Source organism: Natrialba magadii ATCC 43099 (assembly GCF_000025625.1).
GTDB lineage: Archaea > Halobacteriota > Halobacteria > Halobacteriales > Natrialbaceae > Natrialba > Natrialba magadii.
Map to the genome: position 1 here is coordinate 168,478 of NC_013923.1, position 16,200 is coordinate 184,677.

Genomic DNA, 16,200 nt, shown 5'->3' on the forward strand with positions numbered 1-16,200 from the left:
AAACGGGAACCAAAGCCGAAGCCGAGGCCGAGTCGGTGCCGCAATTTGTCCCAGGGTGTCGCGTATCGCGTTACTCGGCGACGACAGACTCGAATACGTTCGCCGCGTCCGCGGGCACGTCGAAGTCGTGGTAGTTCTCGCCCTTCGTCTTCGAGAGGATATTCAGTGCGGCTGCGGCACCATCGCCCGCGGAGATGACGGCCTGCCACTCGTCGACGCGAACCATCGCACCCGTCGCGTAGACGTTCTCGACGCTCGTCTCCATCGTCACGCCGACGTCGACGACATCGTCCTCAAACTCGCAACCGAGCTCGTCCGCGAGATCGCGGTTGGCTCCCGTCGCGAGGATCACGTACTCGACCGCGTACGTGCCATCGTCTGCTTCCGTTTCGACGTCGAAGCCGTCGTCCGTCTCGGTGACGCTGGTGACCGCCTCGCCCTGATTCCGGTCGACACCGAAGCTGTCGACCTGCTCGCGAGCGGTCTCCATATACGCCGAGCCGTCCTGTGAGCCGATTCCCAGGTAGTTGAACAAGTGTGCCTTGTGCATCCACGTCTCGTCCGTGTCGAAGAGGACGGTGTCGAGACCGTTCTTCTGTGTAAAGAGGGCTGCACTCAATCCAGCGGGACCGCCGCCAACGACGGCAACAGTTGCGTCTGTTTCGCTCATACAGCTACACATTATCGCTCGATGAGTAAATACACACAAGCGACACTCGAGTTACCCCCTAACAGTCGTGTCACCGGGCTGGGGACGGAAGCGTGTACGCTTTCGATGGCACTGTCAGCAGGTGTATTGTTCGGTCTGGTGTGGCATGGATTCTTTTGTGCCTCTCGAGGGCACATCCCGTTGTAGTAGTTTCTTTTCCGCAACTCACTGCGGCTACCAGAACGTGAATTACAACTAAACTGAGATTCTGATACCGGGCGTGTTAGCTATTTTCCCCTCTATCTTGGATGTATTCTCATGGGGAACGATAAGCAACTGCCACGGCGATCAATCCTGTCCAGCATTAGTGCAACTGCTATTGGATCAGGCATCGCGACAGTGACAACAGCACAGGACTACGACCGGCCACGGACGGTCGTCGAGAACGGTGTTGAGTTCACCAAGTGGGACTGTACACGCATAATTGTCGATACCAACCGCGATGACCTCGCCGAGGTCTGGGTACAGGTGCAGTATATTGCCGAGTACTGGCGTGAGGAACTCGACACGACGACCCACATGGAGCGTGTCACAGCAACCTACTATGGTGACGAGTTAGATATCAACACCCACCGACGTGTGCCAATTGAGGGGGCGTACGCCGGTGCTGACCGTCTCAGTTGGACGATTATCCGAGATGTCACTGCTGTCGACCAGTATGGAACGGAGATTGCCTCCGTTGAATGGCCAATTGAGGAATGGAACTGTATTTCGATGATGGAAGAGACGATCGGAGAAATCTAACATTTGTGATTGCGTTTTCGAGGTATCCCAATTTAGCTACTCACCGTAGCTAGCGGATATCTTCTCACCTTCATACTGATGCACAGTATAGAACAATCAAATGTATATCATCTATGGGACAACGACAATTTTGCCGGCGATGCTCTCTTCGATCACAGCACGGTGTGCCTCGGCAGCCTCCGCGAGCGAATGGGTGCGGTCGATACGTACATCGAGGCGGTCCGCTGCCAGTAGCCGCCCCAGTCGGTCGAGGATCGGACCGATATTCGGCAGTTCTGCGTGAGTTGCCAAGTTCGACATACTCATCAGATGCACGTCGAGTTCTTTCGAGCGGGCCATAGCAGCGTTCGGCAGCGATGTCGTCTCGCCTGCAATGAACACCACGTCACCGTTGAACGCTGCAACCTCGACATCCAGTTCTGAGTACGTTTCTGGGAGATGATCGAGAATAACATCCGCACCGGTGCTGGCCTCGCGAACTGCTTCGGTCAGGTCATCTCGAGTGTAATCGAGGACTGTCTCCGCGCCCAGTTCACTGACCATCTCGTGATGGGATGGCCGTGCTGTTGTAACGGGTGTCGAACCCAGCGTGTCGGCAAGTCCAACTGCAACGTGCCCGACACCGCCGTTCCCACCGTGGATGAACGCTGTTTCGACAGGTTCGAGACCCGCGTGGTGGAGGAGTGCCCGCCATGCAGTAACGCCGACAAGTGCGACAGCAGCACCCTCCTTGAAGCTCACGTCGTCTGGAAGCGGCGCGAGCAGATCGGTTGGTACTGTCGCAAACTCGGCGAAGGAGCCCCCCGAAAATCGACCGGTGTGCAACCCGGTCGCGAAAACCCGGTCACCAACGTCGTAGTCAGAAACGCCGTCGCCAACTGCAGCGACGACGCCGGCGAGATCCGAACCGGTCGTTTTCGGTAACCGACCGGGTCCGCTCTGGCGAATTTTCGCGTCGACTGGGTTGACGCTCGCAGCCCGTATCTCTACGAGTACCTCTTCCCGTGCTGGGTCGGGTCGCTCGGTTTCGACGAGAGTGAGAACATCTGGGTCTCCGCTTTTCTGGTACTGTACTGCTTTCATAGCCACTCTATCACCGAAGTTGGGTGTAAAGGTACCGTCGACGCAGCTGCAGTTAGTCGGTGACCGGCCTGTCGGCGTGCCTTCGGTAGTGGTCCAAATTCTGTATAGCATTATGCCATTTAGGCCTCTCACCGAGCCACCAGTCACTGAATTACTTATCTTGGTTGTCCACTCTGCGACAACCGACTAAGCAGTAGTTTTATACGACTGTCACATATACTGAACCGTACGAAAATGGTCGGTTTCAAATCACCCATCCCCTCCGAAACCGGGCTGTCTCACTGAAAACCACGGAAATCGTGACATCACATGAGTAGCGAACACTACAACTGGTCGAAACAGTCACTCGACGAACTGCAGGAGTGCTGGCGGACCGACATCGAGCCCGAACTTCGACGAAACGGCGTCGATCTCACAACGCGGCCAACCTACCAGGACGTCACCGACGCCGGCTTCTCGGGAATCGCCTACGCACTTCGCGAACACCACGAACTGACGCTCTCGGAATTTCTGGCGACCGTCGGCTACGAGGACAGAGACACCGGTGCGTCGTTTCAATGGGGGATCGAGGACGAATCCACGATCACCGAACTCGAGTCCTACCTGCGAACGCTCGAGCGTCGCCGCCAACTCGCCGAGACGACGGTACGGACGAAACAGTCTCGACTGGCGACCTACACCCGGTTGTACCGTGAGCTCCACGGGAAAGCGAATCTCGTCGAACGCGTCGCTGACTCGGATGCGGAGAGCGAGGAAATCCGCCGCGCACTCGCGGTGTTCGACGAACTGAACGCCGACCTCGGGACTGACGCCTCGAAGCTACGCTATCACAGCGACGTCTCTCAGTTCTACGAGCACCTCGAACGACGGGCGAAAGCCTCGTTCAACCCCGTCGAATCGATCGATGAGGAGTACAACTGGTCTCGAGCCGATCCAGACAACGCGGCCCTCTCACCCGAACAGGTCCGGACAATCTACGCCGCTGCGGACGCTCCGTCCGACGAACTGCTCGTTCTGGCACTCTGTGCGTGGGGACTGCGCCGAAACGAGGTTGCGAGCCTGCACGTCTCCCAGCTTGAACTCGAGTCCGACGAGCCACACATCGTGTTCGAGGAGCGAAAGAACGGGCCGGGAACGGTCGCGTTGATCTATGGCGTGCCGGAACTGTCTAATCGGGTCGACGAGTTGGGTGCAGGCAATCGCAACTGGTCGGGATATCTGTTCCCGTCGCCGAACGCGAACCGTGATCATGTTACCGGCGAGACCGTTCAGGCACGGTTTCAGCGCCTTGCAGACCAGGCTGACGTGCGCGTTCGGGGCGAACGTCCGACGTCAAAAATGGGCCGGCGCTTCTGGTATACGACGTACAACGAGGCGATGAGCGACTTACTCGAGAACCTGGACACAATCGCGGCCGATCAGGGCAGTGCTGATGCGTCTGTCGTGTTGAAGAACTATCTGTCTGAGGCTGAACGGCGGGAATATCGTCGTGATTTCATGCGTGAACGGCTCGCAGCGGTGTTTGGGGCCGAGTGATGGCTACCGTGTCCGTGATCGTGTGTTGGCGGTTGGACTCAGGCTCCATCTCCAGGTGGTGTCCGTAGATCGATCTTCGCTCGAGTAGTCGGTAGCTGGGTCACCTGCGTTCAGCAATAGCTTCGATTCGACTGTTCCGTAGAGCGGTTTTCGATAAACCACATATTGCAATATTATTCTGGCGTGCTGAAGGCAGGCACGTCACGGATAATCGGTTGGATTTCTCAGTGCATCTGAATCTGAATTGGTCGATTCGGCAACTACATGTACGAGCTGTTTACTATGGTTCTCCTCAGTTATGGATGATATTCTGCAATTTCCTAACTGAGGAAGAGTCTGAGACAGAACCCGTATACTATTATCCAATCACTCTTTACAATAAACGATGGCCAGCGATTCAGACCAAATCTTGGGGTATCAACGCAAGGTTGTATTACTTGAGGCATTTCGAATTTCCTATGCGATAATGATTACTGGAATAATAACAACCCTAATGGGATTCAGTCTTTACTGGATTGATACCGGAATATTGGGGGACGCAGAACCAGTCATCGGCGTTATACTGTTTGTGGCTTTCCCGATAGCACTTGGCCTTAGCCTGTACATTTATGACCGCCGCCACGAACGAGACTTGATTATCGCCGATGCGGTATTGAAGGTGATTCACCCCATCGCTGCATTGATTCGTTATCTCCGGGGTGCGGGACCGTAACAAGCATACTCTACAGAATTGTTATCAGACTCCATAGAGAAGGAGGAGTTGCTGTGGTAACTATCTCATCCGAACTGACTATATTACTTTATTTAACTATTACCAATATGGAGAAGAGTATTTTGAAGGTATGTCGAATTTGCCACCATAACTCTCCTCAATTGTAGATGCTATTCTGCTATTTCCTAACGGAGCAAAGAACTATTATGTAAGCCACACGTTATTACAAATGATGACCAACGAGACAGACCGAATCTACGGGTATCCACGCAAGACAGTGATATTGGAGGCCTGCCGACTCTCCTATGCAATAGCAATTGCCGGTGCAGTAACGCTACTGGCAGGCCTTGGTCGTTACTGGGCTGATTCAGAAATACTGAGAAGCGCAGAACCATTCACCAGCGTTATACTGTTAGTGGTTTTCCCGATAGCACTCATCCTTAGTCTGTACATTTATGACCGCCGCCACGAAGAAGATTTGGTTATCGCCGATGCGGTATTATATGTCATTCAACCTATTATCCGTCTTCTCAAGAGAGTGTAACAACCATACTCTACAGAATTGTTGTAGTTTCCAGAGAGAGAAAATAGAGTCGCTGGGGTACTGGCTCACCTGTACTGAACGCGATTTTCACTCCCCACACTGTTCTCAATTTCGTAAGAATAAGAATCTTACCTGCCAATCAAGAATCCGGCAGTCCAGTTCATCAATTCTGTAGAAAATCACATACTCTTATATAGAGCATTTCTCGTCCAGTCGTACATGGCGGTTTGTTCCCACACAGAATCTCCCTTTGACCACGACAGGAATTTCACGTTCACCGTCAACGACGAGACATACAACGGGAGTATCCACTTCTTCACTCACTACAACGAGAAGCCCGATTTCATCGAGGTCTTACGAAACACCTTCTTCCAAGACGAAACGTATGGCGATGCCCGCGCGAAGTGGCACCGGAACACCACGTCATTTTACGCGTGGGTGAAGGCACATATGCTCAGGCTCGCATGGGATTGCCGCGAGAGACTCCTCCACCGCTTCCTTCACTCGTTCCCCAACATTTGCCGTGATTTTGGCTTCTCTGTTGCTCACAACCGCGACACCAGCGGAGCGCCGAGCCAGTCCCGGCTCTGGGAGATGTGGAACAAAGAGTTCACCGACGTACAGCGTGAGTTCGTGCGTACAGCCACCGAGGAAGCCCTCGCCTTCGCCCGCGAACAAGGCATTCCTGCTCCTGACCCAGTGTTCCGACCCGAGGAACGGGACATCTCCTCGAAGCGGAGCGAACAGCGACTCGTCGCAGAGAAGACCAAGGAGGTCTGGCAACAGGCCAAACCGTTCGTCACGGACACATTCTACCTGAAGCGAGCCGACAATAGCGTAATCCACGAGAACGCGTTCTGGGAACAGCACGCCTACATGGGGATGCGCGAGAATATGTACGCACAGAGCGGTCAACACTCCTTCTTCATCGACTCCCAGCGTGACCACACACCGAGCGCATCCAATCATCGCTACCAGATAGGGAAGCTCACCGTCGAGGAGACACGCTCGATGCTCCACGAGACAACCCGGATGCTCATCGCCCGCGCTCGGCACAATTCCGAACTCGTCGGCAAACTTTGGGCCGCCATCGACATTACCAAGGGGAATCCGTGGACTGGTGAAATCGAGCGCGACGAGGACGACAACATCACGGAGGACTGGATTCTCGGCTACAAGGACGGCGAAGTGTACTATCAGTGGGCGACCATCCAGATTGTGGGCTACGACATTCCGCTCGTACTGGACGCAATACCCGTCAAACGCGGGATGAAGCGAGCCGACATCGTGGACAGCTTGCTGGAGAATGCGCTTGACCTCGTAGACGACATCGAACTCGTGATGATGGACAGAGAGTTCGATAATGATGGCGTGAAGGACGCGTGTGATAAACACGGGGTCTACTACCTGAATGGCGCACGCAAACGCCAATCTGAAAGAGCGACGTGTACACGGCTTCGCCGTGCCGGAAAGACCGTTCACATCGAAGAGGAAACAGTCCCAGATGGTCCGACTCGCAAGCGGATGTTCCTCCCCTCCAGCACGGACGACCCTGATGCGGAGGATATGGAAGAGAGCAGCGAACCCGTAAAGGGGAGTTCGGATGTCCGCGAAGAGATGCGTGAAGACCTCGCTGAACTCGGTATCGACCTAAACGATGACGACGACAGACGCGGTTTCGGTCCGGTCATTGACGACCTCCGTGAGCAGGAGGCAAATGAGCCGACTGTCGGAAGCGACGAGGATGCGCAGACGTATGCGTTGTTCGAGACGAACCACCCCAGCGTGACGCTGAATGACGACGACAGCGAGATAGAGCGCATTCACATGGTTGAGCGGATGGTTCGCCGGTATCGCCACCGCTGGGGCATTGAGAATGGTTACAAGCAAATCAAGACGTTTCGCGTCCGCACGACGAGTAAACGCCACACGTATCGGTTCTTCAATTTCGTGTTTGCGTGCGTGCTGTACAACGTCTGGCGGCTCGTGGACTTGCTGGTGAAACTCGCCACCGAGGGTGAGAACACGACGTATGCGCCGCGTGTGGACGCGAACCAGTTCTTGACTGTGGCGAAGAAATACTACGGTCTCGACCCACCCGACTAATCCTGAGTCGTCCCGTGTTGGTTGACTCCTGAGCGGCGGCACTGTTCTGCGTTCCTTATTTGCGGCTGATTCTCATCTGTTCCTGTACTGTCCACTTCATCCTGCTCAACCGCTTGTTTCATACATAGATATTGTAGCGAGATAATCTACTGCCCAACCGATTATTTGGTCAAATGCCTGCCTTCTAGGCGTGGTTCCGGAGCCCACTATAGTAACAGCTGCAACTAGTTACACACTGATCGTACAGCCCACTCACGGGTCACGTTGTTCCCCGTTCGCTGTGTCGCGGTTCTCACTCACTACGTTCGCTCGCGGGTCACGTTGTTCCCCGCTCGCGGTCCGCGGTTCTCACTCACTTCGTTCGTTCCGAACCGCGCTCGCTCCGAACCGCGCTCGCTCCGAACCGCGCGCTCGTCGTGCGATCAGGTGTGCAGTGACTTGCAGTGGCTACTATAGTTTCACGAGAAACCGACTCAAAGACCGGTTCTACTGGATGAATACGACACAACTGCTCTGAAAACACCCAGCACAAGTCGAGTAGGCTATCAGTATCGGGACCACGCAGCCGAAGATATGGCAGCGCTCCGTCCAGATCGCCCACCCGGGGACGACTGACGGGTGGACGCGTGATGCGCAGTACGTTCCCTGTCGTTCGATACGGGCCAGCGTTGCCGTTTTCCTTTGCTATTGGTAAGAAGATTGAACGTCACAGAGAGTCCACGAGTTCACGCCGCTGTTTCTCGTTCACTTCTCTGGACAGCGTCATCGTCCGGGCAAACAAATATACCGCTCGCGGTGGCCCGGTCGATTATGAGAGCGAACACAGGTAGTGATACCACATCGAACGAGACGCTTCGGATCGGACTCAATGGGTTCGGACGAGTCGGACGAAGCATTCTGCGTGCGTCGCTGACCGAGGATGCAATCGACGTCGTCGCCGTAAACGACGTGATGGACGACGACGATATGGAGTATCTGTTGCGGTACGATTCAGTCCATGGACGGCTGCCTGGCGTCTCCCGTGAGGGAAGCCGCCTCTACGCCAACGGCCACGAAGTGCAGTTACTTTCCGAGCGTGACCCGACAGAACTCCCCTGGGACGAACTCGATATCGATGTCGCGTTCGAGGCGACCGGACTGTTCCGGACGCACGATGAGGCCGCCCAGCATCTGGATGCAGGTGCGGACAAGGTGATCATCTCGGCTCCACCGAAAGGCGAGAAGGACGTTCCGATGTTCGTCTACGGTGTCAATCACGAGGCGTACAACGGGGAGGATGTCCTGTCGAACGCCTCGTGTACCACGAACTCCGTCGCGCCGGTCTTACAGGTGCTCGACGAGGAATTCGGCATTGTCTCAGGAGTCCTCATGACCGTCCACGCCTACACCGGGAGCCAGGGGCTGGTCGACGGTCCAATGGATAAACGACGCCGTGGGCGCGCAGCCGCCGAGAACATCGTCCCGACGACGACCGGAGCGGCGAACTCCACGATCGAGATACTTCCAGGGCTCGAGGGCAAACTCGACGGCATGGCGATGCGTGTTCCGGTTCCTAACGGGTCGATCACCGATATCACTGTCAATGTCGAGGCCGACATTACTCGAGACGATCTCCTCGAGGCCATCCGTGGCGCAGCAGATAACGGTCTCGCGGGTGTGTTGGGCTACACTGACGACGAAATCGTCTCCAGAGATATCGTCGGGCTCCCGTTTGCCTCGTACGTCGACCTCGAGTCCGCGATGGTCGTCGCCAACGACATCGTCAAGGTGCTTGCCTGGTACGACAACGAGTACGGATTCTCGACACAGATGCTGGATCTCGCACGCTACGTCGCGACAGAGACGGATACGATCGACACTACGGGGACTATCACTCACTGACGTGAACTGATCGCAACTCGATACGACGTCAATACGAACACTCATGACCTCCTTTCAGACGCTCGACGACCTCGAACCTGGGCAACGGCTTCTGGTCCGCATCGACGTCAACGCTCCCGTCGAGGACGGCGTCGTACAGGACGACCGCCGATTCGCCCGCCACGCAGAGACCGTTCAGGAACTGCTCGCAGACGACCACGCGATCGCCTTACTTGCACACCAGGGACGGCCGGGACGGGACACGTTCGTTTCCCTCGACCAGCATGCTGCAATCCTCTCCGACCATCTCGATCGGCCCGTCGAATTCGTCGCCGATACGTGCGGCGAGGAAGCGCTGTCTGCGATCGATGGCCTCGAACGCGGTGACGTGCTCCTCCTCGAAAACGTGCGAATGTGTGAGGGAGAACTACCCGAAGAAGCGCCAGAGACCAAGGCCGAGACGGAACTGGTACGAACGCTTTCGACGGAATTCGACGCGTACGTCAGCGATGCCTACGCGACGGCACATCGATCACACGCGTCGATCGTTGGCTTTCCACTCGTTATGGATGCCTACGCAGGGCGCGTGATGGAACAGGAGTACCGAGCAAACACCGCGATCCGGGAACGAGCGTTCGACGGCCCCGTGACGATGATTCTCGGCGGAACGAAGGCCGAAGACACCATTCCCGTCGTGGAACAACTCGCGGATGTCGTCGATCACTTCTGTCTGGGCGGTATCATCGGCGAACTGTTCTTGCGTGCCGACGGACACGACCTCGGATACGATGTCGACGGGACGGAACTGTTCGACCATCAGTGGGAAGCCCACAGCGAGACGATCACGGACGCACTCGAGACGCACGACACCACGGTGGTGCTCCCGACCGATCTTGCGTACAAAGACGACGGCGATCGAGCGGAAACCGCGGTCGAGGGGATCGAGAAGCAGACATCGTATCTCGACATTGGTTCGGAGACGATCGATCGCTACACCGACCGCATCGCGGACTCCGAGGCAGTCTACGTCAAAGGTGCCGTCGGTGTCTTCGAGGACGAGCGGTTCGCCAACGGTACCGTCGGGATACTTTCAGCGATCGCCGACACCGACTGTGTGTCGGTTGTCGGTGGCGGTGATACAGCCCACTCGATCGAACTGTACGATCTCGACGAGGACGATTTCACGCGCGTTTCGATCGCTGGCGGTGCGTACGTCCGCGCTCTGACCGGTGCGTCCCTCGCGGGAATCGACGCACTCGAGTGTGACTCTTGAGACTTCCAGGTCAGTTTGAGTCCCCTCCTACCACCGTTTGGAGGTACCACTGGAGCAGGCGGCCAAGCGATGGCTACAACTGCAACGACTCTGTTGAACCCCTCCTTTTTGGACACCTGATCCGTTGACACGACTGTCCACGCCATGGACACACTGACCGGGTGAGAGTGAAGTGGGGATTGTATTTTGGCGGACAGTTATAGGACTGGCACACAATCGGTAGCACACAACCATTTCACTATGAGTTTGAATCGTCGAAAATACCTCGCTCTTATCGGTGGTGGATTTGGACTGGGGGGCGGGTATCTCGGATGGAACTGGTACAACTCTCCAACACTCCCCTCAGGTATGGCTGTCGAAACAGTACATGTTGAACGCGATGTTTTGGCAGCGAACGCTTCACGAGACGGAGAGCCCCTCGCCTGGAAAGAGGAGTATCACACTATAATCGAAGACCCAGAAACTGCGGATAGCGAACTTGCCGACATCGGTTCTGTGACGGAGTTCATCGATAACACGACGTTCGACGATTCATATATTGTGATTGTACAGAACGGCATGCAGTCGGATCCAGATCTCGTGTTAGATGCGATCTCTCGCCTCGAAAATGGACTCAATATCGAAATCTCTATCGACGCTCCACGGATGGGTGGTGATGACCTCATAACTCACTCATTGCTTATCAGAATAACCGATTTAGAAGACGGAGTGCCAGAGACGATCACTGTTGATATTGAGGGCTACGTCTGAGGCCGGTGGTGACGGAAGTACACGAGTTCGTCCGCGCCACTAGGCCCGCACGTAGAACAGAAAGAACACGACGGCAACCACCAATGCAAGGGCTGCGTACAGCACGTTCTGGAACGACAGCAACGCCGCTGTGAGGACGAACGCACTCGAGAGGATGGCATAACCGAGCCCCGGATCGAGAGTGGTCGACTCGACGGGGTCGGTCCTGACGACGAGTTCGCCGCGCTCGAGTTGGCCGAACACGGTATCGACCCGGGCTGGCAGTCCCGCCACGACTGGTGCTGACCGACGGACGTCGTCCCGGATGTCCGTGAACAGTGCCTCGAGTTCGCTCTCGATGAAGCCGTGATCGATGAGGAAGGATCGGGTTGTTGCCAGAAAGTCGAACTCCGGGTCGAGGCTCCGACAGATGCCTTCGCCAACGCTGCCGACCCTGACGAGCAACATCACGTTCGGTGGGATCCGGAACGGAAAGTCGTGGAGCATGGTGAACAGTTCGGTGATGATCGCACGCCAGGTGATTTCCGACCGTCCTTCGAGCGTTTCGATCACCAGCTCGAGGACGCGTCGGACGGCCACGCGGTCGACTGTTGCGTCGAGAACCTCGAGCGCGATGAGAGCGTCGACCAGCCCGTCGACGTCTCGCCTGACGAGGGTTCGGTAGAGGGCAGTAATATCGGCCTGTTCTTGTTCGGTCAGACGCTGGCTCATCCCGTAATCGTAGATCACGAGCCGTCCCGCGTCCGTGACCGCGAGGTTTCCAGGGTGTGGGTCGGCGTGAAAGACCCCGTCGACGAGCCCCATCCGCAGGTACGTGCGTGTGATCAGCGTCGCCATCTCGGTTTCGTCGACGCCCGCGCCCTCGAGTGCGTTCGAATCCGTAATCTTCGTCCCCTCGACGTACTCCATCGCGACGATGCGCTCTGAACAGAGTGACGGATACGTCTCTGGGACGACGACGCGGTTGTCGTCGGCGAGGTTCGTGCCGATCTCGTCCATCACCGCTGCCTCGCGCTCGAAATCCAGTTCGTCGCGGATGATCTCCTCGAAGTCGTTCGCAACGTTCTCGAGTGAATACCGCTGGCGTTCGTCCGCGAAGAGCGCGATGAGTGGGATCAGTCGGCGGATGACGCGGAGGTCTCGTTCGATCATCGCCGCGAGGTCCGGCCGTCGAACCTTCAGTGCGATCTCCTCTCCTTCGTACGCAGCGGTATAGACGTACGCGAGCGACCCGCCGGCAAGCGGCGTTACCGTCTCCAGATCGAGGGTGTCACCCAGTTCTGCTTCGACGACAGTGAACGGATCACCGCCGGTTTCTTCGGGAACTTCGTCCTGCAGACTCGAGAGGGACTCGACGTAGGTCGGTGGGACGATGTCGGGGCGCGTCGAGAGAACCTGTCCGACTTTGATAAAGGCCGGACCGAGGTCGAGCATCGTCTGTGTCAGTCGGTCGGCCCGCGTGCGGTGGACGGATTCCGGGACGGATCGCGAGGGACCGAACAGCAGGAACCGTCGGCGGTCCCTGAGGAGTGCAATCGCGATGGGGAGGAACCGAACGAGAACCTGGAGATATCGATAGTAGAATCTCATCGGCGGCGAACACCGGCGCATGTGGTCCGATGGCGACTCATAATTACTTGTTGCTCGAGACGCTACTAATAGCTGACTGGTTTTTCCGCTCTGGCCGCCACTCCGGGTTCCGTTATGGCATCCGGTTCCGTTATGGCATTCAGTTCACCGCGGTCGGCGGTCGGGCCTGTGTGCAACGTACCACGGGCAAGTGTGTCAATTTTACTACGGGCAGGTGTGTCCCGCTTACCGAGATCTGGTGTGTGGATTCTTATCAGTTACAGTCGTACTCGTTCCTATGTACGGTACGATTCTCGTTCCCATCGACGGCAGTCCCGCTTCGATCAACGCGTTCGACTGTTCCGTGTCGATCGCACGGGCAACCGGCGCGACGATCAGGGCGATGCTCGTCGTCGAGCCGGTCGAATACGAGCTCGCAGATGAAGATAGCACGGTCCGGTCGGCGACCAGACGCCGCGGTCGAGAGACACTCTCATCGGTCGTCGAGTCCGGTGCTGCTGCCGATCTTACTATCGACCGGGATGTTCGCGAGGGTGTTCCGTATCAGGAAATCGTTGCGCTCGCCGAGAGTAAAGCCGATCTAATCGTCCTGGGAACTCGCGGTTTGACAGCGGAAGCGGGCCCGGGGAGTACGACCCAGCGTGTGCTCAGCACGTCTGAGACACCGGTGCTCGCCGTGCCGACGGACGCGTCTCTCCCCGACGATGGACCGCGTTGCGTTCTGGCCGCGACAGACGGCAGCGAGAGTGCGTCTCGGACAGCCGATCACGCACTCGAACTCGCGGCGAACGTCGAAAGTGCAGTCGATATCCTCCACGTGATCGACGAGACGAATCCCGCACTCGCAGACCCGTCTCAGCCGATGGACGAACTCGTCAGGCAAGGCGGACACGACCTCGTCGAACGACTCCGGACTGCTGCCAGTGAGCGTGATCTCTCGGTCACGACTGCTGTCACACGCGGTGTTCCAGGGGAGGAAATCACGTCACGCGCAAGCACCGTCGACGCAGATTTGATCGCGATGGGGACTCGCGGACGCGCCACACCAGCAGCGCAGTTGCTCGGCGGAACGACCGTCCGAGTGCTGCGCCAGACCGACCGGCCGGTCTTGCTGAGTCAGTAATCGCTCACCGCCCCTATCCAGTCAATCCGGTGGCCGAGAACGAACGTGGACGGACAACGTCGCTCGAAAGTGGATCACTGGAGCGATCATCATGCTCCGTCCTCGTCGTAGAACGCTTCGTGTGCCTCGACGGCATCGACGTTCGGGGGCGCGGGCTGCCGAACGACGAACACGTCGTAGGAGTGGTCCGCGGCAACGTGAGCACCAACACTCGTCAAGGGGGTCACCACACGGCCGACGTTGTCACTGCCGAGAAAGACGACACTTGGCTCGTGTTCGAGAATGAGCCGCTCGATGTGTCCGGCAAGCCGGGATTCAGGCGGAAACTCCCGGATACGTTCGTATTCGAACGACGCTGCTGGCGCAAGAGTTTCGACCTGGTCACGTAGTTGCTCGGCGATGGCGTCGACGGCAACCGTCTCGTTCTCACCGATCCAGCCTTTCTCGCGTGCGTACCGGTTCCGTTCTGGAATGACGGTCACGACAACGATGTCCTCGTCGAGAACGGCGCCGTATTCAGTCGCCCTGACGAGGGCTGCTTCTGCCAGTTCCGATCCGTCGAAGGGAACGACAAACGTCATATCGTCTGTTCCGACGGCCTGTTCAATAACTTCGAGGGGCAAACAGAGTTGTGAATCGAACCCGAACAAAGATAGCTACCAGGTTTGTCGTCCACCTATCATTTTTTGGCCGAGTCACCTGGTACTACCGGAGATAACACGGTATTTCGCCCACAATACATTACAACAGTACCCATGTAAAGAACGTAAATACTCCCGTACCAGTTTGGGAGCTGGTCTCAACGGAAGACAACAGTGCTGAAACAGTCTGCACGCGCTGCCAAAGATGCAATTGTATTTACAGTAATCACTTTCGACCGGGTAGTGAACGGCGTCCACAATTTCAATCTGCAATACAACCCGCTGTGGACAGCGACGGTGTACCCACAAACACAACACTGGCATCCCGAGAAACGGGGACAACAAACTGCAAATCACCAGTCGAGTAGCCGCCCGAATCGAGTACTCCCCCGATTAGCACAGTGTGCTGGCTCCTCGCTCTTCGTGCAACTCGAGTAGTACCCGTTGGGAGCGGTGGAGTTCGGAACAGGTCATCGGGACAGTTCTGGAGCACCATTTTGTCTCTGTATCGGCGCTTGTTCGAGTGATTCCCGGTACGTGCTTCGTTGAGCCGGTATAGTAGCCACTGCAAGTCACTGCACACCTGATCGCACGACGGCAGCGCGGTTCGGAGCGAGCGCGGTTCGGAACGAACGAAGTGAGTGAGAACCGCGGACCGCGAGCGGGGAACAACGTGACCCGCGAGCGAACGAAGTGAGTGAGAACCGCGGACCGCGAGCGGGGAACAACGTGACCCGCGAGCGAACGAAGTGAGTGAGAACCGCGACACAGCGAACGGGGAACAACGTGACCCGTGAGTGGGCTGTGCGATCAGTGTGTAACGAGTTGCAGTTGTTACTATAGGTGAAGCGTACATCCGATCACCGTGATTGCTCTGAAACGGCCCTCGTTCCCCGAATAGGGACTCCTTGACGGCGTGCCAAGAAAGTGCCTGCCGCGAGTTTACCGGTCTGGATGGCGAATGGTGTGGTATGCCACCAACCGACCGACGCTCCCGGCGAACGCTGCTCTGCGCGCTCGCGAGTGGTGTCGGAACCACCCTCGTCGCGGGTTGTACCGAGGGAATGGGTGACGGTGAGGCAGATCCGGAACCTGATCGCGACGACGCGGACGCAGACGACGCTGATCCTCCAGATACCGGGTGGGAGGATGAGTGGGAGGACGTTGAGACGATCGAACTCGAAGCGCACGCTGACGACGGGTGGATCGGCCGCCGTCCAGCATCGATCGACGGCGTAGAGAATCCGGACATCGCTCTGTACGAGGATCGTGAGTACGAGTTCGTTTGGACGAACACCGACGGTGACGTCCACAACTTTGCTATCTGGGACGATGAGGACGAACCCCTGGTTTCAACTTCGTTTGTCGAGGAAGAGGACGAAGAAATTACGGCCGACATCACAGCCAGTGAGGAGATGGCGGTGTACCTCTGTGAGACCCACGAGAGAGAAATGGAGGGGTCGATAGAGATTCGGACCGAGTAGCACGTTCCTTACACGCTCTTGGGGCCGGTCTGTGGTGGAACAGGT

At 56.9% G+C, this 16,200-nt stretch carries 14 protein-coding genes; 10 read left to right on the plus strand and 4 right to left on the minus strand.

The genetic code is table 11. From position 1 onward, the window contains the following. Positions 1–70: 70 nt before the first annotated feature. Entirely contained in the window at positions 71–670 is a 600-nt protein-coding gene (locus tag NMAG_RS18255; protein WP_004214273.1) for an FAD-dependent oxidoreductase, read from the minus strand. 378 nt (positions 671–1,048) lie between these two features. On the opposite strand from NMAG_RS18255, the gene NMAG_RS18260 reads away from it, so the two are divergent. Further along, positions 1,049–1,453 (plus strand): hypothetical protein, encoded by a 405-nt coding sequence (locus NMAG_RS18260; RefSeq protein ID WP_004214274.1) that lies wholly within the window; start codon positions 1,049–1,051, stop codon positions 1,451–1,453. A 111-nt stretch (positions 1,454–1,564) separates the two neighbouring features. Here the strand turns inward: NMAG_RS18260 and NMAG_RS18265 are convergent, their stop codons facing one another. Further along, on the minus strand, positions 1,565–2,536 hold the full coding sequence (locus NMAG_RS18265) for an NADPH:quinone reductase (RefSeq protein WP_004214275.1): 972 nt from the start codon (positions 2,534–2,536) through the stop codon (positions 1,565–1,567). 309 nt (positions 2,537–2,845) lie between these two features. On the opposite strand from NMAG_RS18265, the gene NMAG_RS18270 reads away from it, so the two are divergent. The 7 genes from NMAG_RS18270 to NMAG_RS18300 all read left to right on the plus strand — a co-directional run bounded on the left by NMAG_RS18270 (position 2,846) and on the right by NMAG_RS18300 (position 11,317). Beyond that, entirely contained in the window at positions 2,846–4,072 is a 1,227-nt protein-coding gene (locus tag NMAG_RS18270) for a tyrosine-type recombinase/integrase (protein ID WP_004214276.1), read from the plus strand. 385 nt (positions 4,073–4,457) lie between these two features. Next, positions 4,458–4,784 carry a hypothetical protein gene (locus NMAG_RS18275; RefSeq protein ID WP_004214277.1) on the plus strand — a complete coding sequence of 109 codons (327 nt, stop codon included), beginning with the start codon at positions 4,458–4,460 and terminating at the stop codon, positions 4,782–4,784. A gap of 232 nt (positions 4,785–5,016) precedes the next feature. Then, entirely contained in the window at positions 5,017–5,328 is a 312-nt protein-coding gene (locus NMAG_RS18280; RefSeq protein WP_012996901.1) for a hypothetical protein, read from the plus strand. Between the two features lie 219 nt (positions 5,329–5,547). Beyond that, positions 5,548–7,434 carry a transposase gene (locus NMAG_RS18285; RefSeq protein WP_012996902.1) on the plus strand — a complete coding sequence of 629 codons (1,887 nt, stop codon included), beginning with the start codon at positions 5,548–5,550 and terminating at the stop codon, positions 7,432–7,434. A gap of 810 nt (positions 7,435–8,244) precedes the next feature. Beyond that, positions 8,245–9,315 carry a type I glyceraldehyde-3-phosphate dehydrogenase gene (gene gap, locus NMAG_RS18290; RefSeq protein ID WP_004214280.1) on the plus strand — a complete coding sequence of 357 codons (1,071 nt, stop codon included), beginning with the start codon at positions 8,245–8,247 and terminating at the stop codon, positions 9,313–9,315. Between the two features lie 43 nt (positions 9,316–9,358). Beyond that, on the plus strand, positions 9,359–10,567 hold the full coding sequence (locus NMAG_RS18295) for a phosphoglycerate kinase (RefSeq protein WP_004214282.1): 1,209 nt from the start codon (positions 9,359–9,361) through the stop codon (positions 10,565–10,567). Between the two features lie 348 nt (positions 10,568–10,915). Continuing rightward, positions 10,916–11,317: a hypothetical protein gene (locus NMAG_RS18300; protein WP_004214286.1), complete on the plus strand. Its 402-nt coding sequence runs from the start codon at positions 10,916–10,918 to the stop codon at positions 11,315–11,317. A gap of 39 nt (positions 11,318–11,356) precedes the next feature. Here NMAG_RS18300 and NMAG_RS18305 read toward each other — a convergent pair whose 3' ends face one another. Continuing rightward, entirely contained in the window at positions 11,357–12,907 is a 1,551-nt protein-coding gene (locus tag NMAG_RS18305) for an ABC1 kinase family protein (protein WP_004214287.1), read from the minus strand. Between the two features lie 277 nt (positions 12,908–13,184). Here NMAG_RS18305 and NMAG_RS18310 point away from each other — a divergent pair, with 277 nt between their 5' ends. After that, on the plus strand, positions 13,185–14,030 hold the full coding sequence (locus NMAG_RS18310; protein WP_004214288.1) for a universal stress protein: 846 nt from the start codon (positions 13,185–13,187) through the stop codon (positions 14,028–14,030). Positions 14,031–14,119: 89 nt separating this feature from the next. Here the strand turns inward: NMAG_RS18310 and NMAG_RS18315 are convergent, their stop codons facing one another. Then, a complete protein-coding gene (locus NMAG_RS18315) occupies positions 14,120–14,611 on the minus strand; it encodes a universal stress protein (RefSeq protein WP_012996904.1) in 492 nt (163 codons plus the stop codon). A 1,031-nt stretch (positions 14,612–15,642) separates the two neighbouring features. On the opposite strand from NMAG_RS18315, the gene NMAG_RS18320 reads away from it, so the two are divergent. Next, positions 15,643–16,155 carry a cupredoxin domain-containing protein gene (locus tag NMAG_RS18320; protein ID WP_004214290.1) on the plus strand — a complete coding sequence of 171 codons (513 nt, stop codon included), beginning with the start codon at positions 15,643–15,645 and terminating at the stop codon, positions 16,153–16,155. Positions 16,156–16,200 lie beyond the last annotated feature (45 nt).